Origin of the sequence: Glutamicibacter uratoxydans (assembly GCF_050753455.1) — a bacterium.
Classification (GTDB): domain Bacteria; phylum Actinomycetota; class Actinomycetes; order Actinomycetales; family Micrococcaceae; genus Glutamicibacter; species Glutamicibacter uratoxydans_A.
Window position 1 is genome coordinate 735,870 of sequence record NZ_CP192736.1, and the last position, 25,101, is coordinate 760,970.

Below are 25,101 nucleotides of genomic sequence, written 5' to 3' on the forward strand. Positions count from 1 at the left end.
CGGCGCGTATCTTCAAAGGATGCGGACAGTGAAGTATCGGAAAGCTACCATCCCCTCGGTCCAACCCTGGGTCCAGCACTTAGAACCCCAGCTGATTCAATTCCGGCGCGATCTGCACCGCAATCCCGAACTTTCTTTCGCCGAATACCGCACTACCGAAGTGATTCTGGCCCAGCTGCGTGCCGCAGACCTGAACCCAGTGGCGATGGAAGATACCGGGGTGTGGGTCGATGTGGGTCGTGGGCCGCTCGCCATCGGGTTGCGTGCCGATATCGATGCCTTGCCGGTACTAGAAGAGACCGGACTGGACTATGCCTCGATCAACGACGGGGTGGCTCACGCCTGTGGTCATGATATTCACACCACCGTGATGCTCGGCGTGGCTATGACGCTGAAAAAATTGGATGATGAGGGCTTGCTGGGTGCTCGGGTCCGGGTGATTTTCCAACCCGCTGAGGAAAAAATGCCTGGCGGGGCATTGTCGGTGATTACCCAAGGCATCTTAGATGAGGTGCCTCGAATTCTGGCGTTGCACTGTGACCCACGCATTGACGTGGGCACCATCGGAACCCGCATCGGGGCGATCACCTCGGCGAGCGACACCATTCGCATTGAGGTCAACGGGCGTGGTGGGCACACCTCGAGGCCGCATTTGACCGAAGACGTGGTTTTTGCGATGAGTCAGATCGCCACTCAGGTGCCCGCGGTGCTGGGACGACGAATTGATGTGCGCTCAGCAGTTTCGGTGGTGTGGGGGCAGATTCACGCCGGTAGTGCCCCCAACGCCATTCCTGCCACCGGTTATTTAGCCGGAACCATGCGTTGCTTGGACGGTGAGGCTTGGCATGCGGCCGGTGAAATGCTCGATGAGACGGTACGACAGGTTGCTGCCCCGTATGGGGTGGATATCAAGTTGCAGCACACCCGCGGGGTGCCTCCGGTAGTAAATACCGCTGCAGAAACCGGGATAATCGAAAGTGCCGCACGTTTTGAAATTGGTCCGGAGAATATTGAACTAACTCCGCAGTCTATGGGTGGGGAGGACTTCGCCTGGATGACTGAAAAGGTGCCCGGGGCAATGCTGCGTTTGGGAACGCGCACCGTGGGTGGCGAAACCTACGATCTGCACCGGGGGGACTATATTCCTGACGAGGCGTGCATCGCGGTGGGTGTAGCCGTGATGGCGGGCTCTTGTTTGCGTGCCATAGCCGAGCTTGACTAGTGACTTCGCGGGCTCCGTCGAACAAAAAAATTTTCACTTTCCTTCCATAAATTCGATAACATCATCTGACTTGGCCTTTGAGGTTAAGCGCTTGCCGTAAAGAGGTTTGAAGTTACCAGTTTGTAACCTTTAGCCGCTGTGCCTGTGCGTGATCTCATATAGGCTATGGAAACGATGGGATCGTTAGCACTGGCGCAGCGTAAGAGCAAAGTTATTTTCGCTGGGTTACAGTTGCTTGGCTTCCCGGCTTACTCGTAACGCTCTATGGAGGTTTACATGCGCTTCGTCTCGCGCAAGACCGGTGTGGCTGCGGCCATGCTCGGCATTTCCGCTATTGCTCTTTCCGCTTGTGGCCAGGCACCGGAAGAAGGCACCACCAACGCCGACAACGCCGACTACACGGGCTGCATCGTCTCGGACTCCGGTGGTTTCGATGACCAGTCCTTCAACGAATCCTCGTACCGCGGTCTGAAGGCTGCCGAAACCGACCTAGGCATCAGCATCGCCGAGGCCGAGTCGAAGTCCAATGCAGACTTTGCCACTAACCTCCAAGGCATGATGAACGCCGGCTGCGATCTGACCGTAACCATCGGCTTCCTGCTCGGGGATGCAACGAAGGAAGCCGCGGAAGCCAACCCGGATAAGAACTTCGCGATCGTTGACTTCCAGTACGATGAGCAGATCGAGAACGTCAAACCGATTATCTACGACACGGCTCAGGCTGCCTTCTTGGCTGGCTATGTCGCTGCCGCAACTTCTGAGACCGGCACCGTAGCAACCTTCGGTGGTATCAAGCTGCCAACCGTGACGATCTTCATGGACGGCTTTGCCGATGGCGTGGCGAAGTACAACGAGGATAAGGGTGCCGACGTCAAGCTGCTGGGCTGGGACAAGGATAAGCAAGACGGAACCTTCACCGGTGACTTCGAAAAGCAGGATAAGGGCAAGCAAGTCACCAAGACCTTTATCAGCCAGGGTGCCGACGTGATCATGCCGGTTGCTGGTCCGGTTGGTAAGGGCGCCGGCGCAGCCGTCGTCGAAGAGAACGCCGCTGGTAAGAGCGCCAAACTGGTTTGGGTAGACTCCGATGGTTTTGAAACCGCACCGGACTACAAAGATGTCATGCTCACCTCGGTGATCAAGACCATGGATACCGCGGTGGAAGAAGTCATCGCCGGTGACGTCGAGGAAAACTTCGACTCGAGCCCATACATTGGCACCTTGGAGAACGGCGGTGTCACCATCGCACCGTTCCACAACTTCGACTCCGAGGTCAGCGATGAGACCAAGGCTGAGGTGGAAGCCCTGAAGCAGGCAATCATCTCCGGCGACCTAGTCATCGAATCCTCCGCTAGCCCGAAGTAAGGGTCATCGATCCTTAGATCAATCATGGAGCGTGCCACCGCTCACCGCCCGAGCGGTGTGCGGCTGGTGCGCTCCATGCCTGTGTTCTAGGTGCTGACCAACAGTTACCCCTGAACGCCAAATCCTAGAATCCGAACAACCAAAGATGGTGGGATCGTGAAACTCGAACTGCGGGGAATTTCCAAGGCCTTCGGTTCCTTCTACGCCAACAAGGGCATAGACCTACTCGTCGACGACGCGCAGATTCACTGTCTGCTCGGAGAAAACGGCGCCGGCAAGTCCACTCTGATGAATGTGCTCTACGGGCTCTACCAACCCACCGAGGGCGAAATCGTCATTGATGATCGGCCGGTGGAATTCTCCGGCCCCGGAGATGCGATGGCCGCTGGCATCGGCATGGTGCACCAGCACTTCATGTTGATCCCGGTATTCACCGTGGCCGAGAACGTGGCGCTGGGTTCTGAAGCCACGAAGGCCGGCGGCGTGCTTGACTTAGAGGTCACCCGTGCCAAAATCCGTGAGATTTCTGACCGCTACGGATTCCACGTGGATCCCGACGCGCTCGTGGAGGACCTTCCGGTGGGTGTGCAACAGCGTGTGGAAATTATTAAGGCGTTGGTGCGTGAAGCCAAGGTGCTGATTCTCGATGAGCCCACCGCCGTGCTCACCCCACAGGAAACCGATGAGTTGCTCGACATTATGCGTCAGCTCAAGACCAACGGCACTTCCATCGTGTTCATCTCGCACAAGCTGCGCGAGGTGAAGGCCGTTTCGGACGTGATTACCGTGATTCGTCGTGGTGAAGTGGTCGGTAGCGTCGACCCAAGCACCGACACGACCGAGCTGGCTAACCTGATGGTGGGCCGTTCGGTGCAGCTGTCGTTGCAGAAAGAAGCCGCCGAACCCGGTACGGCGACCTTCCAAGTGCGCGATTTGACGGTGGTCAACGAGGCCGGCACTACGGTCTTGGACGCGGTCTCCTTCGACATCCACGAAGGCGAAATCCTCGCGGTGGCCGGTGTGCAGGGCAATGGGCAGACCGAACTGACCGAAGCGATCTTGGGAACCCAGGCGGCTAGCTCCGGTTCGGTGAAACTGCAGGGGCAGGAACTCATCGGCCGTAGCGTAAAACAGATACTGCGTGCCGGGGTCGGTTTTGTTCCCGAGGACCGCTCGGTGCACGGGCTGGTCTCCGAGTTCTCGATCGAAGAAAATCTGGTGCTGGACCTCTACGACCGGGCACCTTTTGCCAAGGGCTTGTCGATGAACCTGAGCGAAATCAAACGCAATGCAGCGAAGCAGATTGAAGACTTCGACGTGCGTACCGATAACCCGCTAAATCCGGCTTCCAGTCTGTCCGGTGGCAACCAGCAGAAGGTCGTGATGGCTCGCGAGCTCTCCCGTCCGTTGAAGTTGTTCATCGCCTCACAGCCCACGCGTGGCGTGGATGTTGGATCGATCGAATTCTTGCATCGCCGGATTGTTTCCGAACGTGATGCCCGGACACCAGTGATGATTGTGTCCACGGAACTAGACGAAGTGCTGGAACTGGCCGATCGAATTGCCGTGCTTTACAAGGGCCGGATTAACGGCATCGTGCCAGCAAACACCTCCCGCGAGGTACTAGGGCTGATGATGGCTGGGGTTTCGGCCGAAGAAGCTATGGCGCAACAGGATTCGGAAGGAGAGGGCCAGTGAGCGAGCAAAACGTGAATGTGCCCCAGGGAACAAATGACTTGTTCCGAAAGATCACCCAAGGTCCCGGGCTAGTCTCGCTGCTGGGCGTGATCGTGGCGCTAGTAGTCGGTGGACTGCTGATTGCCGCAACCGACGAGCGAGTGATCGCCACCGCCGGATACCTTTTTGCCCGTCCGACAGATTTCTTCAGCGCCCTCTGGAACGCTGGAACCCAGTCTTATGTGGCGCTGTTCAACGGGTCGATCTATAACTCTTCGCAAGGCTTTGCACCCTTCTTAGAAACTCTGACCGTCTCCACCCCGCTGATCTGTGCTGGTCTGGGTGTGGCCCTGGCTTTCCGGGCGGGTCTGTTCAACATCGGTGCGCAGGGACAAATCATCATCGGCGCCACGATGGCAGGCTATGTTGGTTTCACTTGGAACCTGCCGATCGTACTGCATCTGCTGCTGGTGATCATCTTCGGGTTGCTGGGTGGCGCGATCTGGGGTGGTCTGGTTGGCGTGCTCAAGGCCCGCACCGGCGCCCACGAAGTGATCCTGACGATCATGTTTAACTACGTGGCCCTGTACCTGTTGGATTTCTTGATGAACACCGAGGCCTTCCGTCGCCCGGGGGGAACCAATCCGATCTCTCCGGTGCTTGACTCCTCGGCGGTTTTTCCCTCGCTGCCAGATTCGCGTTTGCACCTAGGCTTCCTGATGGCCATCTTGCTCACGGTTTTCGTGGCCTGGTTGCTCAAGCGTTCGACGCTCGGTTTTGAACTGCGTGCAGTGGGGCATAACCCGGCAGCCGCACAGACCGCCGGAGTGAACGTGGCTCGCGCCACGATCCTAGCAATGGCTCTTGCCGGCGCATTAGCCGGTGCCGCCGGTGTGGCGCAGGTGGCGGGCACCGAAAAGGTGTTGACCGCGGGAATCGCCGGATCCTTGGGCTTCGACGCGATTACCGTGGCGCTACTGGGACGCTCCACCCCGTGGGGAACCTTCTTCGCGGGTCTGCTCTTCGGTGCTTTCCGCGCCGGTGCGGTCAATATGCAGATCTCCACCGGAACCCCGATTGATATCGTCTTGGTGGTGCAGTCGCTGATCGTCCTGTTCATTGCCGCTCCACCACTGGTCAAGGCCATCTTTGGTCTGAATAAGAGCAAAAAGAAGCGCGCCGTACGCGCTGAAACCACGAAGGCTGGTGTCTGATGACTGCTGCAACGCTTCCGGCCTCGGTGCTCCCGACCCGGTCCTCAGTTCCGATAAAAACCCCCATTTTCCTCAGCGTCATCGCTGTGATCGTGCTGGTGGCCTTCGGCTTCATGGGCAGTAACGAATCGGCGCGATTCTTGCTGTCCACCGCGGGCGATGCCTTCGAACTGCCCGCCTTAGTATTCCCGGGCAAGACCAGCAACCTGGTGATCGGCGTGCTGCTGGTTGCCGCCGCCGGTTATTCTTGGTTCCGTCGTTCTAAGGGGTTGGTGACACAGCGTTGGATCGTGATCATCTTTGCGATCCTCTTTGTGCTCTCCTTCTTGATTTGGGTGGTCTCCGGGGCCACCGTGACTAGCATTTCGTTAGCCGCACTCCTGGCCGGTGCCGTGGTTTTGGCGGTGCCACTGGTTTTCGGTTCGCTCTCCGGGGTGCTGTGTGAACGTTCCGGCGTGGTCAACATCGCCATTGAAGGTCAGCTGCTAGCCGGCGCATTTACCGCCGCCATCGTGGCCTCCACCACCGGTAATGTCTTCGCCGGGCTGATCGCCGCCGGTGTAGCCGGTGCACTGGTCTCGCTGGTCTTGGCAGTCTTCTCGATCAAGTACCTGGTCAACCAGATCATCGTCGGCGTGGTGCTGAACGTGCTGGTTTCCGGGGTCACTGGGTTCCTGTTCACCACCGTGATGCAGCGCGACCCGGAACTGTTCAACTCCCCGGGGCGCTTGCCAATTATCGAAATCCCCGGTTTGAGCGCGATTCCGGTGATCGGCCCGATCCTGTTCAAGCAGTCGGTGGTCGGTTACCTGATGTATATTGCGGTATTCCTCGTCTGGTTCGGGCTGTACAAGACCCGCTGGGGACTGCGCGTGCGTGCCGTGGGTGAACACCCAAAGGCCGCCGATACGCTCGGCATCAAGGTCAACGTCATGCGCTTCTGGAATGTTACCCTCGGCGGCATCGTGGCCGGTGTAGGTGGGTCTTTCTTCACCCTGGTGGCGATCGACTCCTTCACCAAGGAAATCTCCGGTGGTCGTGGATTTATCGCGCTGGCCGCGGTGATCTTCGGACGCTGGAACCCGATCGGTGCCTTCATGGCCGCACTGCTTTTCGGTTTTGCCGATAACTTGCAGGTCACCTTGACCATCATTGGTACCCCGGTACCGAGCCAGTTCATGGCGATGATGCCGTACCTGGTCACCATCTTCGCGGTGGCTGGTCTGGTGGGTCGTTCGCGGGGACCGGCGGCGGTCGGCGAACCGTACCACAAGGAATGACGACGATGAGCGATGCCCAACCCTGGCCGCGGCTGGAAGCCGCGGCCCGCGCCGCCCTGTCCAACGCCTACGTACCCTATTCGCGCTTCAGCGTCGGTGCGGCCGCACTGACCAGCGACGGGCGGATTGTTTCGGGATGCAACATTGAGAATGCGGCCTACGGGGTGACGCTGTGTGCCGAATGTTCGATGGTCGGCGAGCTCTTCGCCACCGGCGGGGGCACGCTAAGCCATTTCCTATGCTTCGGCCGCCTCGAAAACGACACCGAGCAGCTCATTACCCCCTGTGGGCGCTGCCGTCAGTTGCTCTATGAACACCGTGGGCAGAACCTGCAGATCAAGACCGCCAATGGCATCGTCGGCATCGAAACCTTGCTCCCTGACGCATTCGGCCCACACAACCTCAGCCTCTAAGCAAAGAAAGACCACTTCATGGCAATCGAAGCATTTGATGCAGTCCAGGTTATCCGCACCAAACGCGATGGCGGGGAACTCAGCGGCGAGATGATCGACTGGACCATTGACGCCTACACCCGCGGGGTCATCGCTGAAGAGCAGATGGCGGCCCTGAACATGGCGATTTTCCTCAATGGGATGAACCGTTCCGAAATTTCCCGTTGGACTACCGCGATGATTAACTCCGGCGAACGCATGGATTTTTCCACGCTTGCCGATCCGAGCGGGCGTCGCCTAGCCACCACCGATAAACATTCCACCGGTGGGGTGGGGGATAAGATTACCCTCCCGTTAGCTCCCTTGGTTGCGGTGTTCGGAGTCGCCGTGCCGCAGCTGTCGGGCCGCGGGTTGGGACACACCGGGGGCACCTTGGATAAGCTCGAAGCGATCCCGGGCTGGCGTGCCAACCTCAGTAACGAGGACATGTTCGCCCAACTGTCTGAAGTGGGTGCGGTGATTTGTGCTGCCGGTAGCGGGCTGGCCCCGGCAGATAAGAAGCTCTACGCGCTACGCGATGTCACTGCCACCGTGGAAGCTATCCCGCTGATCGCCTCCTCGATTATGAGCAAGAAGATCGCCGAAGGCACCGGGAGTCTCGTGCTGGATGTGAAGGTCGGTTCCGGCGCGTTCATGAAGCAGCAGGCCCAGGCTCGTGAGCTGGCTGAAACCATGGTGAACCTAGGCACCGATGCCGCGGTGAACACCGTAGCGTTGCTGACCAATATGGACACCCCGCTGGGGCTGACCGCGGGTAATGCTATTGAAGTGGAAGAGTCCGTTCAGGTCTTGGCCGGTGGTGGACCACAGGACGTGGTGGAGCTGACGGTCGCGCTAGCCGAGGAAATGCTGGCCGGCACCGGGGTGAAGGACGTTGATGTGCGTGCCGCCCTGCAGGACGGGCGTGCCATGGATAAATGGCGTGCGATGATCAGCGCTCAGGGTGGCGATCCGGATGCGGCGCTCCCAGTGGCTAAGGAATCACATACCGTGTACGCTCCGGCCGACGGTAGTGTCCTGAAGCTAGACGCCATGGATATTGGCGTCGCAGCCTGGACTTTGGGTGCCGGCCGGGCCCGCAAGGAAGACGCCGTGCAGGCGGCTGCCGGCGTGAAACTACACGTTAAACCCGGTGCTCTGGTGCGTCGTGGACAACCGATCGCGACTCTGCTGACCGATACCCCGGAAAAGATCGAGCGTGCCGCAGCACTGGTCGAAAAATCACTGCTACTCGGTGCCGAAGTGGATCGAGCAGACACCCGGTTAATCTTTGAGCGGATCTCGGCCCAGTAAGTTCCGCCCGATTATCCGTCGTCCAACGGACCACCACTGCCCTCAGGCAACGGTGGTCCGTTGGCTTTTAAGCCTCACGTACATCCCCGGTGTGCGCCGGAACTAATTTCCAGATTCGCTCGTTGAACCGAGTAACTCATCCGCTGGTCTGAGGCTCTGCGTCGCAAAACACCACCGACGAGGGTGTTTAGAACTGCTTAGCTGAGCGACAATGGAGTAAGAGCGTGGAAGTTCAAGCTCCGCGTGAAGTAAGGAAGCGACGTGCGCACTTATGGAATTGGTTAACGAGGCGATCATTCAGGCCGCAACCGCATGGTGGATTTTGCCGTTGCTATTCGCATTTTGCCTGATTGACGGTATTTTTCCCGTTGTCCCTTCGGAAACCTTCCTCGTTTCGCTCGCCGCCGTCGGTGTGAGTAGTGGAAACCCGAACCTCTTCCTGATTTTCGTCATCGGCGTCTCCGGAGCCATTATCGGCGACCAAATCACCTTCCGGATCGGCCGTGGTATCGGCTATCGACAGTATGCGTGGATGCGCCGCGGCAGGGCCAAACGGATCCTCGACTTTTCCTCGCGCAAACTTGAAACCTCCGGGGCGCTATTGATTTTTACAGCCCGGTACATCCCGTTGGGCCGCGTGGCGGTGAATATGACCGCCGGGGCTACCGGATACTCCTACCAGCGGTTTACCTTCTTCGACGTGATCGGGTGCATCACCTGGGGAGCCTATTCGGTGGGGATCGGCGCTCTGGCCGGAAATTGGTTGGCCGATAACAAACTCATTGGGGTGCTGGTTTCGGTGGTGATCGCCGTGGTGCTCGGGGTCATTATTGATCGAGTCGTCAGCCGAGTTCTGGAAGCAGTTCACCGGCGCAAGCTTCGCCAACTAGCCGCCGAACGTGGTGAGGAGCCGGGAAAAGTACTGGAAACCGTGCCGCCGAGGAATCCTAAACAGACTTAACCTCCGGTATCGGTAAACGTTCAAGAAGTTGTGGCCAGAACTTCAGCCGTGGTGGCTACCTGTCAGCCGGTTTTAAGACTAGGCTCAACACTGTGACTGAAGAACTGATTCATCTTGCCTATGATCCCGAATTCGACTTCCGCGATCTACCTAAAATTTCCCTCCACGATCACCTCGATGGTGGACTACGTCCACAGACCATCATCGAACTAGCCGCCGAAATCGGCCATGAGCTGCCAGCTAGCGACGCCGAGTCTTTGGGCGAATGGTTCCGTGACAGTGCCGACTCCGGGTCGCTGCCGCGCTACCTAGAAACCTTTGACCACACTATCGCCGTGATGCAGACCCGTGAGGGCCTCAAGCGAGTGGCCAGCGAATTTGTTGAGGATCTGGTGGCCGACGGGGTCATCTACGGTGAAGTGCGTTGGGCACCGGAGCAGCACCTGCGCAAGGGGCTGAGCCTCGATGAGGCCGTTGAAGCGGTGCAGGACGGTCTGGACGAAGCTACCGAACGCTTGACCGAGGAAGGTCACCTGATTCAGGTTGGCCAGCTCATCACCGCGATGCGTCACGCCGACCGCGGCAAGGAAATCGCCGAATTGGCGTTGCGTCACCGGGGCAACGGGGTGGTCGGCTTCGATATTGCTGGCGCCGAGGATGGCTTCCCACCTTCGCGGATGCGCGAGGCCTTCGACTTGCTGGCAGAGAATTTCTTCCCCACCACCGTGCACGCTGGGGAAGCCGCGGGCATCGACTCGATTAAAGAAGCGATCCTGATCGGCCGCGCCCAGCGTCTGGGGCACGGCGTACGCATCGCCGAAGACATCACCATCGACTTTGGTGGTTTGGACGATGAGGGTGAGCAGGTCGATGAGAATACCGGTTTGGTATCTCTGGGCACCGTGGCTAACTGGGTACGCGAACGCGGTATCCCGCTGGAAATCTGCCCATCCTCGAACCTGCAGACCGGTGCCACCGCTGGCTTCGGTGAGGGTATTGAATCGCACCCGATCGATCTGCTGGTGCAGACCGGATTTAATGTCACCATTTCCCCGGATAACCGGCTAATGAGTGGCACCACCCTGTCCGATGAATACGAGTTACTCGTTGAGGCATTTGACTACGATCTGGAAGATCTGCTGGATCTGACCCTGAATGCCGCCGAGGCCGCTTTCGTTCCCCTAGAAGTGCGCGAGATGCTGGTTGAGTACATCAACGATTCCTACGCCGACCTGATGGATGAGGACGACGTGGACTTTGATGATCTGGACTATGACCAGGACGATGAAGACTAATCAGCGTCACTGAACGGTCGCAGGTCAACGCGTAACCGCCAACACAACAGGCCGGTCACCACCTCCTCTGCGGGGGTGCTGACCGGCCTGTTGCGTGCTAGCTGCGTCGGACTATCGCAGACCGGCGCGGGGTTTTAGAACGGGTATTGTTTTTTCGTGTGTTGTACCCCGACCCAGTGATCGGTGGTGAACTCCTCGATGGCCCATTCGCCGTTAAACCGGCCCAGCCCCGAGTTCTTCTCGCCACCGAACATAACGTGTGGTTCGTCGTTAACCGTGATGTCGTTGATGTGGGTCATGCCGGCCTTGATACCGCGGGCAAAGCGCACACCCTTCTCCAGATCCTGTGTGAACACCGCCGACGACAGACCGTATTCGGTGTCGTTAGCCAATTCCAGAGCGTGTGCCTCGTCGTTGGCCCGAGTGATTCCGACTACCGGACCGAAGATCTCTTCGCGGAACAATTCCATCTGTGGAGTGACATCGGCGAAGATATGTGGTGGAACTACCCGTCCAACCGGATCACCCGCCACCACTTCGCGGGCGCCTTCGGAACGTGCCCGGTCGATTTTCCCGGTGATGGAGGACAGCTGGGCATCATTAATGATCGGCCCGATGAGGTTGGCCGGGTCCGCGGCATCCCCAAATTTCAACTGCTGCACCTGCGCGGCGAACTTTTCGACAAACTCCTCATATACCGGGGCCTCAACAATAATTCGGTTGATCGCCATACAAATCTGCCCCTGATGCAGGAACTTACCTAAGGCGGCGGCTTTGACCGCTTCGTCCAGATCTGCATCGGCAAGTACCACGAACGGGGCGTTGCCACCGAGCTCGAGCGAGACTCGCTTCATATGATCCCCGGAAATAGCGATTTCGCCGACCCGTCGACCGACCTGCGTGGATCCGGTGAAAGAAACCAACGATGGGGTGGGGTGCGCGACAAAATGATCCCCAATTTCGGAACCCGAACCGATGACCGCGTTGAGCACCCCGGCTGGGGCATCGGCCGCTTCAAAGGCCTTAGCCAGCATGAGCGCACCGGTCAACGGGGTATCGCTGGCTGGCTTGAGCACCACGGCATTGCCCAGAGCTAATGCCGGAGCCACCGAACGTGCCGAGAGTAGTAGCGGGAAGTTCCAGGGGCTGATCACCGACACCACGCCCACCGGTTCGCGGTACACCCGGTTTTCCTTGCCCGGAGTGTTGGACGGCAGAATCTTTCCATGGACACGGGTAGGGAAAGTCGCGGCTTCCCGGATCGCGGCAATGGTGCCACCCAGTTCGATGTTGCTCTTGAGCTGGCTGGATCCCGATTCGGCCACCAACAGTTGCAGATACTGCTGGTAATTGGCCTGTAGGTAATCGGCCGCAGCGTTAAGCACCTCCGCGCGTTTGGCGGGGGACAGGGCAGCCCAGCCGGGCTGTGCGGCGCGTGCCGCAGCGTAGGCCGCATCCACATCTTCGGCGGAGGCCTGACGGATTTGCGCGAGTGTGTCATCGTTGAACGGGTTGCGGCTGACCAACGTGGAACTGCTCGTGCCCTCACGCCACTGCCCATCGATGAACAGCTTTGCGGGCAGCTGCTGCAAAACCTCGGGGCGGGAAATGGTGTTCTGCTCGGTCATCGTGATCCTTTCCAGATGGGATAGGGGAGCCAAGAAAACGGATGGTGGACCCCTGGAATCTGTGGCGCTCACCATGGCTCCTACCTGCCAGCCTAGGTCAATTGCGCGGCAGAAACAGGATGTGTCGGACAAGCAGTGGTGAGCCGATAGCATAAAGCTATGAGCACCGCGCCACACGAAACCCAACGACTGCTAGAGATCATCGATAACTTGCGCACGCACTGCGCCTGGACCCGAGCTTTGGACCACGCATCACTGCGCCATTATTTAGTGGAGGAAAGCTACGAGGTAATCGACGCGATCGCCCACGGTGATGCGCAGGCGCTGGCGGAGGAACTCGGTGACCTGCTCTTGCAGATCCTCTTGCATGCCCGGATCGCTGAAGAAACAGGTGCCTTCGATTATGCGGATGTGGTGCGCGGATTGAGCGAAAAAATGTTGCGCCGCAACCGCCATATTTTTGATGCGCAGGGGCAGCTGCGGGAGAACGTAACGCAAGATATTGCAGAAATTATCCGAATTTGGGATGCTGCGAAGGCCGAAGAGCGGCAAGATCAGCGCCCGCGAGCCGGACTGCCGGCCGGGCTACCGGCCCTGAGCCTGTCACAAAAACTGCTTTCGCGCAGGCGCCGAAGCGCAGAATCCGCCGAAATCATCGCCTGGATGCCGACCCCAGAGCTCGAACAGATCACCGACGAAGCCTCGCTCGCTCGAATGCTCTTGGCGGTGACCACACGCGCCTCCGAGTTGGGTTTGGATGCCGAGTCGGTGCTGCGCGATGCCTTGCTGACCGATCCGGTGGGATCCCTCGATGAAACAACGTCGCCCGAAACACCTACTAAGCGCTAGGCTAGGAGGCAGGCAATGGTGCCAACGGTCGATCTAGACCGCTGGATCGACTTGCCCCTAGACCACCCCTTTATACAAGGAGTCCTTACTCATGGCATTGATTGACGCCATCCACGCGCGCGAAATTCTAGACTCGCGCGGTAACCCGACCGTCGAGGTTGAAGTACTGCTCACCGATGGCTCGCATGGCCGCGCCGCAGTCCCCTCGGGCGCATCTACCGGTGCATTCGAAGCGGCCGAGCGTCGCGACGGGGACAAGAAGCGTTACCTGGGCAAGGGTGTGCTGGGCGCCGTTGAAGCGGTAATTGAGGAAATCGCCGACGAGCTCGAAGGCATGGATGCCACCGATCAGCGTGCCATCGACCAGGCCATGCTGGACCTAGACGGGACCTCCAACAAGTCCAAGCTGGGCGCCAATGCGATCCTGGGTGTCTCCCTAGCTGTCGCCGTTGCCGCCGCAACCAGTGCCAACCTGCCACTGTTCAAGTACCTGGGCGGTCCGAACGCTCACGTACTGCCAGTGCCGCTGATGAACATCCTCAACGGTGGGTCGCACGCCGACTCCGATGTGGACATTCAGGAATTCATGATCGCCCCGATCGGTGCCGAGACCTTCTCCGAGGCGCTGCGTTGGGGAGTTGAGGTCTACCACAACCTCAAGGCCGTGCTGCAGGAAAAGGGCTTGTCTACCGGCTTGGGCGATGAGGGCGGTTTCGCTCCAAACCTGCCAAGCAACCGTGCAGCCCTGGAACTGATTACCGAAGCCATTAAGCGTGCCGGCTACACCCCGGGCGAAGACATCGCCCTGGCGCTGGACGTGGCTTCCTCGGAATTCTTCGAGAACGGCAGCTACCAGTTCGAAGGACAGGCACGCTCCGCTAAGGACATGAGTGACTACTACGCCGAGCTGGTTGCCGACTTCCCACTGGTGTCCATTGAGGACCCTTTGGATGAAAACGACTGGGATGGCTGGAAGACCTTGACCGATGCCATCGGTGACAAGGTGCAGCTGGTGGGCGATGACCTGTTCGTCACCAACCCAGAGCGCCTGTCCGAAGGCATTGAAAAGGACATCGCCAACTCGTTGCTGGTGAAGGTGAACCAGATCGGTACGCTCACCGAAACTCTGGACGCCATCACCATGGCCCAGCGCGCCGGTTACACCACCATCACCTCGCACCGTTCGGGAGAAACCGAAGATGTGACCATCGCCGAAATTTGTGTGGCCACCAACGCCGGACAGATCAAGACCGGCGCCCCGGCTCGTTCGGAGCGCGTGGCCAAGTACAACCAGCTGCTACGCATCGAAGAGGACTTGGGTGATGCAGCTCGTTACGCTGGTGCTAGCGCCTTCCCGCGTTTCAACAGCTAATTTTCAGCTCTAAGGATTAAGCTCGACGGTAGGGGACTACCGTCGGGCTGAGTCTTTTTAAAAGCACCGAGCTGGCGGTGCGGAGCAATGAATAAGACCTGAGGAGGAATAGGGGAGAGCATGGCGCAAAAACCACCACGGATGCCACGACGCCCTACTTCGAAGCACTCACCGGCTGACTCCAGCAAGGACCTGCCGAACACCGAACCGCAGAAAAGCTCTCCCAAGGTCATCAAGCTGCCAGCCGAGCAGTCCGCGGCAGCAGCAACCCCGGCCACCGAACTTCCCACCGACGCGATGAACGTCTTACCTGCCACCGATGCGAAAACTCCATCCGGTCGGCGGGCGAAGAACACCGCGCAGCAGCCCGCCAAGAAAGCCGGTCCTGAAAAGGCGGAGCGGCAACGGGTGCCACGTCTAGAGCGTGCCAAACAAAAACAATCACAGCGCCGCAAGGTAGACCGGGTGAAGTTCTCCGCCGCGGTCCGGCGCAAGCCCGGGGAAGCTGCACCGACAGCAGCCAAGGAAGCACACCCCGAGCAGAAACCTGTGGCGGCACATCGTTTTTCTGGACGAGTGGCTGCACTGTTGGTGGTCTTGGCGTTCTTCGCTGTGATGTTAGTCCCGACCGTGAACCACTACCGGCATCAGATGCAAGAGATTAACGAGCTTCGGGCCTCGATCTCGCAGTTAGAAACCGAACAGCAACAGCTGAAGGAAGAGATCGCGCGCTGGGACGACCCGCTGTACATCAAGCAGCAGGCGCGCGACCGGATAAACTTAGTGATGCCCGGGGAACGGGTTTATATGGTGGTCGGTGAGCAGCCTGCCGCCGAAGAGGCCATCGAACCCAACGCCAGCACTTATGAGGTCCGGCAGGAACTGCCTTGGGTTGATGCCCTTCTGGACTCGATCCACCGTTCCGCTACCGACTGACCGCACTTCCACCCCTGACCCCAGCGGAGAGCCTGTACACCATGACTGACCAGCGTATTCACGAAGCCCTAGACGCGACCGGACGCACCCCCAGCGAACAAGATCTAGACACTTTATCGCGCCAGTTGAATCGTCCGGTGCGCGATGTGGTGGAGATCGGTGCCCGCTGTGTGTGCGGCAACCCGTTGGTGGCAACTACCGCGCCGCGACTTTCTTCGGGAATTCCGTTTCCCACTACTTACTACCTCACCCACCCGGTAATTACCGCGGCGGTCTCCCGGTTGGAAGCCGCCGGCGAGATGAACTCGATGAATGAGCGTTTGGCCGACGATGCCGAATTAGCCTCGGCCTACCGTGAAGCGCACGAATCCTACTTGGCTAACCGCCAGGCCATCGGGCAGCGTTCGGGTACCGGCGAGGTCCCAGAAATCGACGGGGTGTCCGCCGGCGGGATGCCGACCCGAGTGAAGTGTCTGCACGTGTTGGTCGGGCATTCTCTAGCTGCCGGACCGGGAGTGAACCCGCTGGGCGATGAAGCGTTGGAAGCGATCAGCCAGTGGTGGAGCAAGGATCAGTGCGCTTGCCCCGGAGCCTGGGACACTGCCGGTGCAGCACCGAGCAATGACCGCTCACGCCATGTGAAAACCCAAGAACGGATAGATCCGGAACTAAAACGAGCCGAACGCGCTCGGAAGCGGGCCGCGGCGGCTGACGAAGAGGCTGCAAACTAGTGGCGGTTGCCGGGATCGACTGCGGAACGAACTCCATCCGACTGCTGATCGCCGATGTGCAGAACCCCGGTAGCGGGGTGCGCCTCGTCGATCGGGAACGCAGGATGCAAATCGTTCGGCTCGGACAGGGAGTGGATGCCACCGGTCAGTTCGCTCAGGCCGCACTGGAGCGAACCTATGCGGCGGTGCGCGAGTATGCGCAGCTGATCGAGCAACACGGGGTGAGCGCAACCCGTTTTGTAGCCACCTCGGCCACGCGGGACGCGGCCAACCGCGAAGAGTTTTTGGATACTGTCACCGAGATCCTGGGAGTACGTCCGGAAGTGATTAGTGGGCAGGAAGAAGCCCAACTATCCTTCGCTGGTGCCACGGGGATTCTTCCACAGGAATCGGGCAGCGAACGATTGGTCATCGATCTGGGTGGTGGCTCAACCGAATTCGTGGTGGGATCCGGAAACACCCCACGTCAGGCCCTGAGCATCGACATGGGTTGCGTTCGCATCACCGAACGTTTCTTTGCCGCCGGAGAACCCGATAGCGCAACGCTGCACCGCGCCGCCGACTTCATCGACAGTCAATTAGCACAACTGGATCTGCTGAACTTGCGGCAACTCCGCGATGTAGTGGGGGTGGCCGGAACGATCACGACTCTCGCCGCCCAGGCACTGGGACTAAGTAGTTACCAGTCCGATGTCATCCATGGGACAGCCTTAAGCTTCGAAGAACTACGTCGGGCCTGCGAGGTAATCACGACCATGAGCCGCGAACATCGAGCTCAACTCGGGTTCATGCACCCCGGACGCGTGGATGTGATCGCCGCTGGCGCCCTGATAGTCCAACGCATTACCCACTACCTCGAAAGGGTCACAGAGCGCGAAGTGAATAGGCTCCGCGTCTCCGAACACGATATTCTCGATGGAATTGCGTTGTCGGTGGCCGCCGCGCAGCGCAACTAATGGCAACGCCGACCCTGAAACTAGGTCCGAGGAGGAGTAGATGACTCCACGTAGCATCACTGGAATCCCACGCTACGTGTTGCTGGTGCTGGCCCTGACGATGAGCGTAGTCCTGGCGCTGGGAAGCAATCTGCTGTTGGCCCCGGCAGCCCGCGCCGACAGCATCCGCGACGCGCAGTACTGGCTGGACTCCCTAGGAATCCACCAAGCCCAGCAAAGCAGCAAGGGCAAGGGTGTGAAGGTTGCGGTCATCGACACTGGCATCGATTCCTCGCACCCGGATTTACGCGGCGCGATTGTTGGAGGGACCGATGTCTCCGGCGCGGGAGCCGCTGGTGGTGCTAAGCCGATCGGTGCCAGCAGTGAACATGGCACCTTGGTGGCGACGCTCTTGGCCGGACGTGGCAATAACGGTCAGGAGATCCGTCGGATCGAGGCCGAAAACGAGAAGCTTAAGAACGCTTGGGAGAAGGCCAAAGAAGAGGCCGAAAAGGAGGACGAGAGCGTTCCGGAGGAACCGCAATACGAGCCTGTCCCACAGCTGGGATCCGGGAATGACGGGGTACTAGGTGTTGCTCCGGAAGCCGAAATACTCTCGGTCTCACTCTGGATGGGAGGACAAAACCCCGCCGGTATCCCGGTGGAGGAACAAATCCCCCAAGCAGTGCGTTGGGCGGTGGACAATGGGGCTCGAGTCATCAACATGTCTCTGGGTTCCACCTCTCCAGCCTGGCCAGAGAGCTGGGATGCGGCGTTTAAGTACGCCGAAGAGCGTGACGTCGTCATCGTTGCTGCGGCGGGCAACCGCTCCGGTGGGATGACACAGGTTGGTGCTCCGGCCACCATCCCCGGTGTGCTCACCGTGGCAGGGGTCGATGAAGCAGGTAAGGCCTCTACGGATTCTTCCACCGAAGGAATTTCCATCGGGGTGGCGGCTCCGGCCGAACCGTTGGTCGGTGGCATGCCCGGCGGTGATTATGCACGCTGGTCCGGCACGTCCGGTGCGGCCCCACTTGTCTCCGGGGTCGCGGCCATGATCCGTGCCAAGTACCCTGAGATGAAGGCTCCGCAGGTGATTAACCGGATTTTGCAGACCGCCAAAGATGCGGGCAATCCCGGGGTTGATAACCTCTACGGCTATGGCATTCTTGATGCCAACGCCGCGTTGAATGCGCAGGTTCCGCTGGCCGAAGCCAACCCGTTGGGAACCATTACCGAATGGATTCGGATTCATCGGCGTAGTACCTCGCAAACCGATGATGACCTGAAAGACCCGGGGATTTCGATGGAGAAGTCCGATCTGAAGCAGGTTGCCGCCCCGGAACCGGTCCGTCAGGATGACCGTACCCCGGCACTGCAACCGGTGGTCGTCATCGGTGGCGTGTCCGTCCTGTTTCTAGTTCTTTGCGTGGGCGGCTGGCAGGTTTACCGAGCCCAGCGCAAGTACCTACGATCGCAACAGATCGACGGAGCTGCCATTAGTGACCTGAAGGTTCCTTCGCGTACCGGAGATCGGGACCTGTTCGACGACCTGCCCGAGTAACCCGAGGTAGGTTCACTATCCCTAGGCTGCACACTGCTCGGCAGCTGTTTGTGCGAGGCTGAAACGGTGAAATTCGCCACCCAAATTCCGCGTCAATCCGCCAGATATCAATAAATACGCCGATCGCTGATCGATGTGCGGCTCAGGCCCGGAAAAAAGTTAGTGAATGTTTTCACTAACTTGGATTTTCCGCGTAGAATCGGCCATATGTCAATCATCGAAAGCGCGCAAAAGCGTCCCCGCATCCTCGTTGTAGGCGGTGGCTACGTCGGACTGTACGTTGCCATGAAGCTGCAGAAGAAGGTCAAGGCCAACGGTGGCATTGTGACCGTGGTCGATCCGAACCCGTATATGACCTACCTGCCATTCCTGCCCGAAGTCGCCGGTGGACAGATTGAACCACGTCATATCGTGGTCTCCCACCGACAGCACCTGAAGCACTCCGAGCTGATCAACGGCCGAGTGACCGGGATTGACCATGCGAAGAAGACCGCGAAGATCGAGCCGGTAAACGGTGAGAGCTTCGAGCTGGAATACACCGATGTGGTGATGAGCGCCGGTTCGGTCACCCGTACCTTCCCAATTCCAGGCTTGGCCGAGGTCGGCATCGGCCTGAAGACCATTGAAGAAGCCAACGCGCTGCGCAACCAAGTTGCCGAGCGCATCGAATCCGCCTCGAACATGACCGACCCGGCCGCGCGCAAGCGTGCGCTGACTTTCGTCGTGGTAGGTGGCGGCTTTGCCGGTATTGAGACGATTACCGAAATTGAAGATATGGCACGTCACGCCATTGCGCTGAACGACCGCATCAATGAGGACGAAGCCCGCTTTGTTCTGGTTGAAGCTATGGGTCGGATCATGCCAGAAGTGACCGAAGACCAAGCCCTCTGGGTTGTGGATCACCTGCGCAGCCGGGGCATCGAGGTGCTGTTGAACACCTCCTTGGCCGACGCTACCGGCGGCACCCTGCAGCTGATCAACATGGCTGATAAGTCCCCAGCTGAAACCTTTGAATCGGACACCCTGATCTGGTGCGCCGGCGTAATGGCTAACCCCATGGTTCGTTCCACCGACTTCCAGATCGAACAGCGCGGCCGCATCGAGACTCGCACCGATCTGCGGATCAAGGACGCAAATGGCGAAGCCCTGGACGGCGCCTGGGCCGCTGGCGATATCTCGGCAGTTCCCGACGTCACCGGCGGCCTGCCCGATGGCACCTGTGTGCCGAACGCCCAGCACGCAGTGCGTCAGGCCAAACTGCTGGCGAAGAACCTATTCGCCAGCCGTTACGGGGTGGGTCGGATCAAGGACTACAAGCACGCGAACATCGGGGCAGTTGCTGGTTTCGGCCGTAACAAGGGTGTGGCGCGCATCAAGTCGATCAAGCTTAAGGGCTGGTTGGCGTGGATGGCGCACCGCGGCTACCACGGGATGGCCATGCCGACCTTCGAACGTAGGTTCCGTGTGCTGGGCGACTGGATGGTTGCTTGGTTCTTCACGCGCGACTCATTGCAGCTGAACAACCTGGACAATCCACGTAAGGCCTTCGAGGAATCGGCAGCACCAAAGAAGTAGTCCTAGCAAGACGATGATTGACCAGTTTCTGGACCGGTACTGCCAAGTGCCGGTCCAGAATCCGTCACGGCGGCCGTCCTGATTTCCTGAAATGGCAAATCATCGCGTAGGATTTTCTTGCTAGCCCCCATGGTGGAATTGGCATACACGGCTGACTTAAAATCAGCTGCCGAAAGGCTTGTGGGTTCGAGTCCCACTGGGGGCACCAAATAATGGCCGCTTAGCAAAACATCGCGTTCTGCTAAGCGGCCATTGTGCTGTCTGAAATCCGAAAGCAGTAATTGCCGACAGGGTTGCCGCATGTGGCCGGAGCAATGACTGCCCTAGCTGCAGGCTGTGAAAGTTCTGAGATTTTGATTCGTATTCGCTGTTTTGGGTCGTTTTAAGCTGCCGGAGGAGGGATCTCATCCCATCTGATGAGTCACTCGGAGCAAAATTACCGTAGGCTTTAACTAAGTACCTGAGGCCACACCGCATATGTGCTTTACACATTGACCTTATGAGGGGAATAGACCTTGAACGGAAACCCGATCTTCGACTCCAAGAACCAGGCACAGACCTGGGGAACACAGAAGTCCCAGAATCCTGTGGGCTTCCACAACGCACCGCAGATGAGCGCTGGCCAGCTGGAAGACATGTACCAGCAGCCCGCAGCCACCGGTGCAGACACCGGCCGCATGACCATTGGCGACACCATTAACAAGACCATCGTCACCTTGGCTTTGGTTGCCGTGGGTGCCGCCTTGGGTTGGATGATGCCAGCACTGATGCTGCCAGGCGCGATCGTCGGTTTGGTTCTTGGTCTGGTGAATGCTTTCAAGAAGCAGCCGTCGCCACCGCTGATCCTTGCATACGCCTTGGCTCAGGGTGCTTTCCTCGGCGGCCTGTCGATGTTCCTGAACTCGCTCTACGAAGGCGTGGCCATTCAGGCGCTGGTCGCCTCGCTGGCCGTGGCTGGTACGACGCTGGCGCTGTACCGTTCGGGCAAGTACCGGATGACCCCAAAGCTGAACAAGATGTTCTTCGTGGCCATGATCGGCATGATCGTTTTCTCGCTGTTGAACTTTGTATTGATGCTCACCGGCGCCGTCGACGGCATGTTCGGTCTGCGCAGTGCCGGTGGCGGCATGCTGGGTCTGATCATCGGCGTGCTGGCCGTACTTCTGGCTACTTACGCTCTGGTCTCGGACTTCACCATGATCGAGGATCTGTCTAACCGTGGCGCACCAGCCATTATGGCTTGGCGCGGTGCCTTTGGTCTGACGATGACCCTAATCTGGATGTACGTCGAGATCCTGCGCATTCTGTCTATCCTGCGGGAACAGTAATAATCATATTGAACGACAAAACCGGAAGCAGTATCTAATTTGGATACCGCTTCCGGTTTTTTGTCACAATAGGTTCATAGATCACACGTCACAGGAAGCGAAAGGGTAGCTTAGAGCCATGAAGAGCAGGAGGTTTTCGTGGGTTCGCAGGCTGAGCGTTAGCCCGCCGACGAGGCCTGTCGCGCAGCTGGAGGATATCGAACCGAATCCTGTCCCCTTCGAACAAAGCGAAGACTTGCCCTACGCGGTGCGTATTGCCGCCTCCTGGGCTTGGCGGTTCTTAGTCATCATCATCGCCGTGGGTGTGGCCATCTGGCTACTGTCCAAGATTTCGCTGCTTCTGATCCCACTGATGATTGCCGCACTCCTCACCGGCCTGCTCGGTCCGTTGGTAGAGCTCCTGCATGGAAAACTCAACGTTCCGCGCGGCCTAGCCGTCGGGATCACGGTCATCGGATTCTTGGCGGTGGTCGTCAGCGGGCTGACCATGGTGGGGCAGCGGCTGGGAGCCGGGTTTAGCGCCCTGTGGAACCAAGTAGTCATTGGCATCTATCAGGTGCAGGACTGGCTCTTCAACGGCCCGCTACAGCTGAGCAACGACGATGTGGCCAGCGTCATCAACGACACGTTATTGCAGTTGCGTTCGAACGCCTCAAATATCCTCGGTGAGGCCCTGAGCTGGGGATCCTATCTGGGTCAATTCCTGACCGGGGTGCTGCTGGCGTTGTTCGCCCTCATTTTCTTGCTGCTTGATGGCCGACGGATCGGCACCTTCCTGGTGAACTTGCTGCCCCGCCGCGCCCGCCCAGCGATGGACGGAGCCGCGACCCGCGGCTGGAACTCGATGATCCGTTACGTTCGCGTACAGGTGCTGGTCGCATTCATCGATGCCGTGGGCATCGGCATCGGAGCTTTTTTCCTCGGTGTGCCCTTAGCACTGCCGTTGGGTGTGCTGGTCTTCCTTGGCTCCTTCATCCCGATTCTTGGCGCGTTGGTCACCGGGGCACTAGCCGTGCTCTTGGCACTAGTTGCCAACGGCTGGGTGAACGCGCTGATCATGCTGGCCGTGGTGCTGGTAGTGCAACAAGCCGAATCCAACATTCTGCAACCGCTGGTGATGGGCAAGGCCGTCAGCCTGCACCCACTGGCCGTGGTGATGGCGGTGGCCGGAGGCACCATGGTTGCAGGCATTGCCGGAGCCCTGTTCGCAGTACCGATTCTGGCGGTATTGAACTCCGTGGTGAAATACCTGGCCCATCGGGCATGGGAGCAAGACCCCTTCGTTTTTGAACGCTACGGCAAACAAGACCGTGGCCCACGATTCCGGGAACCAGCACGCGGCACACCCGCCACGGTTCACCGACCAACACCCACCGCAGATTTCGCCCCGACGGCCTCCACACCGCCGGCCAGCGGGGAAGAATCCAAACCAAACGAGGACCAACCGTGAGCAAAACCGAACACCTACCCGTGACTCTGGCGGATATTGAAGCAGCCCGCGAGCTGCTGGAACCGATTATTTCGCTCACTCCGGTGGAACATTCCCGCGTGCTTTCGCGGCAGGTGGGATCCGAGGTGTTCCTCAAATGTGAAAACCTCCAACGTGCCGGGTCTTTCAAAGTTCGTGGCGCCTATGTGCGCATGAGTAAGCTCAGCGCCGAAGAAAGAGCCCGTGGTGTCGTTGCTGCCTCGGCCGGTAACCACGCTCAGGGTGTGGCTCAGGCGGCCTCGCAGCTGGGGATCCGCGCCCGCATTTATATGCCAGTCGGTGTGGCTCTGCCCAAGCTCACCGCCACCCGTGACCATGGGGCCGAAGTGATCCTGCACGGAAACACGGTGGATGAGGCCCTGGCCGAGGCGCAACATTACGCTGAAGAAACCGGTGCGGTGTTCGTGCACCCTTTCGACCATCCGGATATCATCGCCGGGCAGGGCACCATCGGGCTGGAATTGCTCGAACAGCTACCCGAAGTGGACACCGTGCTGATGGGTGTGGGTGGCGGCGGGTTGCTGGCCGGTGTGGCGGTCGCACTGAAAGCCAAGGCGGAGCAGTTGGGTCGGGATATCAAAGTGATCGGTGTTCAAGCCGAGAACGCTGCCGCCTACCCGCCGTCGTTGGCCGCGGATGCTCTGGTGCCCTTGGATACCGTGCACACCATCGCCGACGGTATTGCGGTGGGTTTGCCCGGTCAGTTGCCGTTCCAGATCATTAAGACCTTGGTCGATGACGTGGTTACAGTTTCCGAAGATGCGTTAGCGCAAGCCTTGGTACTGATGTTAGAGCGCAATAAGTTGGTGGTGGAACCGGCCGGTGCGGTGGGTGTAGCCGCACTGATGGAAAACCTATTGGAAGTCCACGGGATCGAATCGAAGAACTGCGCGGTGATTCTCTCCGGCGGAAATATCGACCCACTGTTAATGCTCAAGGTGATTCAGCGGGGTCTGGCCGCGGCCGGCCGTTACCTCACCATTCGGATGATGCTTCCGGACCGGCCTGGTGCGTTGGCCAGTATTTCTCGTATCATCGCCGAATCCGATGCCAACGTGACGCGGCTGGACCACACCCGCATCGGTGGGGCGCTGTCGATGGGCGATGTGGCAATCACCGTAGATATGGAAACTCGTGGCCATGCGCATTCGGAAATGGTGCTGAACAATTTGCGTGCCGAAGGTTTTGAACCGGTCATTACCAGCTCCGCCGGAGGTTCGGTGGCCTAAAATTTGAACGGTTAAACACCAAGTCCCGGTGCCGCATCATGATGCGGCACCGGGACTTGATGTTTAAGTTAGAAAATTACATGGAGTACGGCTTCGCGGAGATAATCTCCACCGAGATGTCGCGGCCGTTGGGGGCCACGTAGCTCAGCTTGTCGCCGACCTTCGCGCCATTGACGGCGTTGCCAATAGGGGACTGCTCGGAGTAGACCTCAAGATCCGAGTCTCCGGCTACTTCGCGGCTACCGAAGAGGAAAGTGGTCTCATCGCCAGCAATCTTGGCAACCACCAGCATGCCTGGTTCCACCACGCCATCATCGGCAGGGGCCTCACCCACGTGCGCGCGGCGCAGCAGATCCGTCAGGTATACGATGCGCCCCTCGGCCTTGCCCTGCTCTTCACGTGCGGCGTGGTAGCCGCCGTTCTCCTTTAGATCACCTTCGGACCGGGCCTGCTCAATACGGGCTACGATCTCAGCACGTCCCGGGCCGGACAGGAAGGTCAGCTCCTCTTTCAGCCGATCGTAGGCTTCCTGAGTCAGCCACACTGCAGGTTCGTTGGTGCTCACGTTGTACTCCCTTACGGTAATTGAAAGACTTCGTCGCGTCAGGAGCCAGCCCCCTCACGGAGGAGCTCACGAACACATGCACCATGGTGGTGTGCCTGCGACGAAGTCAGTTTTCTTACGGTTTGTGCCGGGCTCGACACC

The 25,101-nt window shown here is 59.1% G+C and carries 21 protein-coding genes and 1 tRNA gene; 20 read left to right on the forward strand and 2 right to left on the reverse strand.

Going from position 1 to position 25,101, the window contains the following annotated elements:
• Window positions 1–19: 19 nt before the first annotated feature.
• From ACQQZ8_RS03515 to ACQQZ8_RS03555, 9 genes are all read left to right on the forward strand, one after another.
• Window positions 20–1,222 carry an amidohydrolase gene (locus ACQQZ8_RS03515; protein ID WP_431711316.1) on the forward strand — a complete coding sequence of 401 codons (1,203 nt, stop codon included), beginning with the start codon at window positions 20–22 and terminating at the stop codon, window positions 1,220–1,222.
• 276 nt (window positions 1,223–1,498) lie between these two features.
• Window positions 1,499–2,587, forward strand: a complete 1,089-nt coding sequence (locus tag ACQQZ8_RS03520) for a BMP family lipoprotein (protein ID WP_431711317.1) — start codon at window positions 1,499–1,501, stop codon at window positions 2,585–2,587.
• A gap of 156 nt (window positions 2,588–2,743) precedes the next feature.
• Entirely contained in the window at window positions 2,744–4,285 is a 1,542-nt protein-coding gene (locus ACQQZ8_RS03525; protein WP_431711318.1) for an ABC transporter ATP-binding protein, read from the forward strand.
• On the forward strand, window positions 4,282–5,478 hold the full coding sequence (locus ACQQZ8_RS03530; protein WP_431711319.1) for an ABC transporter permease: 1,197 nt from the start codon (window positions 4,282–4,284) through the stop codon (window positions 5,476–5,478). Before ACQQZ8_RS03525 ends, ACQQZ8_RS03530 begins: the two co-directional genes overlap by 4 nt.
• Window positions 5,478–6,758: an ABC transporter permease gene (locus ACQQZ8_RS03535; protein ID WP_431711320.1), complete on the forward strand. Its 1,281-nt coding sequence runs from the start codon at window positions 5,478–5,480 to the stop codon at window positions 6,756–6,758. The genes ACQQZ8_RS03530 and ACQQZ8_RS03535 overlap by 1 nt, the downstream gene beginning before the upstream one ends.
• Window positions 6,759–6,763: 5 nt before the next feature.
• Window positions 6,764–7,171, forward strand: a complete 408-nt coding sequence (locus tag ACQQZ8_RS03540) for a cytidine deaminase (protein ID WP_431711321.1) — start codon at window positions 6,764–6,766, stop codon at window positions 7,169–7,171.
• A gap of 18 nt (window positions 7,172–7,189) precedes the next feature.
• Complete coding sequence (locus tag ACQQZ8_RS03545; RefSeq protein ID WP_431711322.1) at window positions 7,190–8,503, forward strand: thymidine phosphorylase; 1,314 nt, start codon at window positions 7,190–7,192, stop codon at window positions 8,501–8,503.
• 271 nt (window positions 8,504–8,774) lie between these two features.
• On the forward strand, window positions 8,775–9,464 hold the full coding sequence (locus ACQQZ8_RS03550) for a DedA family protein (RefSeq protein WP_431711323.1): 690 nt from the start codon (window positions 8,775–8,777) through the stop codon (window positions 9,462–9,464).
• Between the two features lie 92 nt (window positions 9,465–9,556).
• On the forward strand, window positions 9,557–10,759 hold the full coding sequence (locus tag ACQQZ8_RS03555) for an adenosine deaminase (protein ID WP_431711324.1): 1,203 nt from the start codon (window positions 9,557–9,559) through the stop codon (window positions 10,757–10,759).
• A 134-nt stretch (window positions 10,760–10,893) separates the two neighbouring features.
• Here ACQQZ8_RS03555 and ACQQZ8_RS03560 read toward each other — a convergent pair whose 3' ends face one another.
• On the reverse strand, window positions 10,894–12,387 hold the full coding sequence (locus ACQQZ8_RS03560) for an aldehyde dehydrogenase family protein (RefSeq protein WP_431711325.1): 1,494 nt from the start codon (window positions 12,385–12,387) through the stop codon (window positions 10,894–10,896).
• Window positions 12,388–12,546: 159 nt separating this feature from the next.
• Between ACQQZ8_RS03560 and ACQQZ8_RS03565 the strand changes: the two genes are divergently transcribed.
• The 11 genes from ACQQZ8_RS03565 to ilvA all read left to right on the forward strand — a co-directional run bounded on the left by ACQQZ8_RS03565 (window position 12,547) and on the right by ilvA (window position 24,395).
• Window positions 12,547–13,236 (forward strand): MazG nucleotide pyrophosphohydrolase domain-containing protein, encoded by a 690-nt coding sequence (locus ACQQZ8_RS03565; RefSeq protein ID WP_431711326.1) that lies wholly within the window; start codon window positions 12,547–12,549, stop codon window positions 13,234–13,236.
• A gap of 91 nt (window positions 13,237–13,327) precedes the next feature.
• Complete coding sequence (eno, locus tag ACQQZ8_RS03570) at window positions 13,328–14,608, forward strand: phosphopyruvate hydratase (protein WP_431711327.1); 1,281 nt, start codon at window positions 13,328–13,330, stop codon at window positions 14,606–14,608.
• Window positions 14,609–14,728: 120 nt separating this feature from the next.
• Entirely contained in the window at window positions 14,729–15,544 is an 816-nt protein-coding gene (locus ACQQZ8_RS03575) for a septum formation initiator family protein (protein ID WP_431711328.1), read from the forward strand.
• A 41-nt stretch (window positions 15,545–15,585) separates the two neighbouring features.
• Window positions 15,586–16,275 (forward strand): DUF501 domain-containing protein, encoded by a 690-nt coding sequence (locus ACQQZ8_RS03580; RefSeq protein ID WP_431711329.1) that lies wholly within the window; start codon window positions 15,586–15,588, stop codon window positions 16,273–16,275.
• Window positions 16,275–17,231 (forward strand): exopolyphosphatase, encoded by a 957-nt coding sequence (locus ACQQZ8_RS03585; RefSeq protein WP_431711330.1) that lies wholly within the window; start codon window positions 16,275–16,277, stop codon window positions 17,229–17,231. The genes ACQQZ8_RS03580 and ACQQZ8_RS03585 overlap by 1 nt, the downstream gene beginning before the upstream one ends.
• Before the next feature lie 40 nt (window positions 17,232–17,271).
• Window positions 17,272–18,774, forward strand: coding sequence for a S8 family serine peptidase (locus ACQQZ8_RS03590; RefSeq protein WP_431711331.1), 1,503 nt, complete (start codon window positions 17,272–17,274; stop codon window positions 18,772–18,774).
• A 207-nt stretch (window positions 18,775–18,981) separates the two neighbouring features.
• Window positions 18,982–20,349 carry an NAD(P)/FAD-dependent oxidoreductase gene (locus ACQQZ8_RS03595; RefSeq protein ID WP_431711332.1) on the forward strand — a complete coding sequence of 456 codons (1,368 nt, stop codon included), beginning with the start codon at window positions 18,982–18,984 and terminating at the stop codon, window positions 20,347–20,349.
• A gap of 123 nt (window positions 20,350–20,472) precedes the next feature.
• Window positions 20,473–20,557 (forward strand) — tRNA-Leu (locus ACQQZ8_RS03600).
• A gap of 307 nt (window positions 20,558–20,864) precedes the next feature.
• A complete protein-coding gene (locus ACQQZ8_RS03605; protein WP_431711333.1) occupies window positions 20,865–21,677 on the forward strand; it encodes a Bax inhibitor-1/YccA family protein in 813 nt (270 codons plus the stop codon).
• Window positions 21,678–21,795: 118 nt separating this feature from the next.
• Entirely contained in the window at window positions 21,796–23,127 is a 1,332-nt protein-coding gene (locus ACQQZ8_RS03610) for an AI-2E family transporter (protein ID WP_431711334.1), read from the forward strand.
• Window positions 23,124–24,395, forward strand: coding sequence for a threonine ammonia-lyase (gene ilvA, locus ACQQZ8_RS03615; RefSeq protein ID WP_431711335.1), 1,272 nt, complete (start codon window positions 23,124–23,126; stop codon window positions 24,393–24,395). Before ACQQZ8_RS03610 ends, ilvA begins: the two co-directional genes overlap by 4 nt.
• Before the next feature lie 76 nt (window positions 24,396–24,471).
• Here ilvA and greA read toward each other — a convergent pair whose 3' ends face one another.
• Window positions 24,472–24,960, reverse strand: a complete 489-nt coding sequence (gene greA / locus ACQQZ8_RS03620) for a transcription elongation factor GreA (protein WP_431711336.1) — start codon at window positions 24,958–24,960, stop codon at window positions 24,472–24,474.
• Window positions 24,961–25,101: the final 141 nt, after the last annotated feature.